At 40.5% G+C, this 1,211-nt stretch carries 1 protein-coding gene and 1 pseudogene; both read right to left on the bottom strand.

Annotation, left to right across the window (positions count from 1 at the left end; genetic code table 11):
* A pseudogene (locus tag ACWATR_RS40180) lies at positions 1-559 on the bottom strand (hypothetical protein); the annotation flags it as partial.
* Positions 556-1,211, bottom strand: a 656-nt coding sequence (locus ACWATR_RS40185; protein WP_460346013.1) for a hypothetical protein, incomplete at its 5' end; no start/stop codon positions are given. The gene ACWATR_RS40185 and the pseudogene ACWATR_RS40180, both read right to left, overlap by 4 nt.

Raw genomic sequence — 1,211 nt, forward strand, 5'->3', positions numbered from 1 at the left:
TACCAATTCTTTGATTAGTGCTGATACCCATTTGGCGAAAAAAGTCAGCTATTGGTGCGACATTCCTGGCTGATTGATTAGCTAATTCAGGTATAGCTTTGACTAAATCGTTAAGGGTTTGAGTTTTAACAACTCCAAAATCATCAAGCTTTAAACCATCTAAATCAATAGCTAATGCTTGAGAGATCGCCCTTAGAGTAAGCTTTTCAATATTCAGATTGGCATCTTCAAAATCTCCAAGCTCCATAAAATCGCCAATGCTTTGTCCAGCTTGCCAAGTTCTAGTCTGATTCCCTCTCAAGGATGGGTAAGTCACATTACCAGATTCAGATACAATCATGTCTTGAAACTTCATTTGTGACCAGTCTGGAATCAAGCCATTGCTGCTACTGACAAATGGGACTTGTGCCGAGGCTTTGGGCAGAATTAACCCGATAACTTGGTTGAGAATTCCATATTTCCAAAAACTGTGAATAAACAATCCTCCTAACAACCCAAACAATATTAAATAGCGAATCGTGTCAAAACTAATTTGGGGCGAACGCTTTGATGATTTCATATTTGTCCAAGCTCGATTAATTTGTTAACTAAATTAAGTGAGACACCAGCTTGAAGAGCAGCAGCAGGAATTTGCTCTCCAGCTTGAAAATGAGTCAAGAATTGCTCAATCCGATTGTGAAGTTCATCAGATGAGGAGAGCAAACCATTACTAATAGCTACGCTCATCCCTGCTCTGATTTGTTTTGTAATTCTGGTGGTTTGTACTAATGGCGATAATTTGGGTCGAGTAACTCTTGAAGATGGCTTATCCGAGATAATTGACACTTGACTGTATTCAGGACGGGAATTGGATGGGGTAACTTGAAAGTGGTAAACTTTGCGTGAGCCAGAAGCAGTTTGAGTAATCACTGTAAGCAAAGTTGCACTTGTTTGCGGCAGTCCTGGAACCGAAACTTTTTTAATCCGGCGTAAGTGAAGTAATCCGGCACTACTGTTTTGACAGTTCTGGTCGATTCCTTCTAAACAACCATCAGTGTCAATCAAAACTTGGGAGGGATCGTCAATCCACACCCGCTTTACCATTTCATTGACTTCATAAAATGAAATTGATACGCCTGAACCATTCCAGACCTGAATTTTTTGCAGCTTGGCAGTACTGCCACTAACCTGAGATTGCTTTACGGTGCGGACTGTACTTTGAGCATAGGTTT

Source organism: Nostoc sp. UIC 10890 (assembly GCF_054786515.1).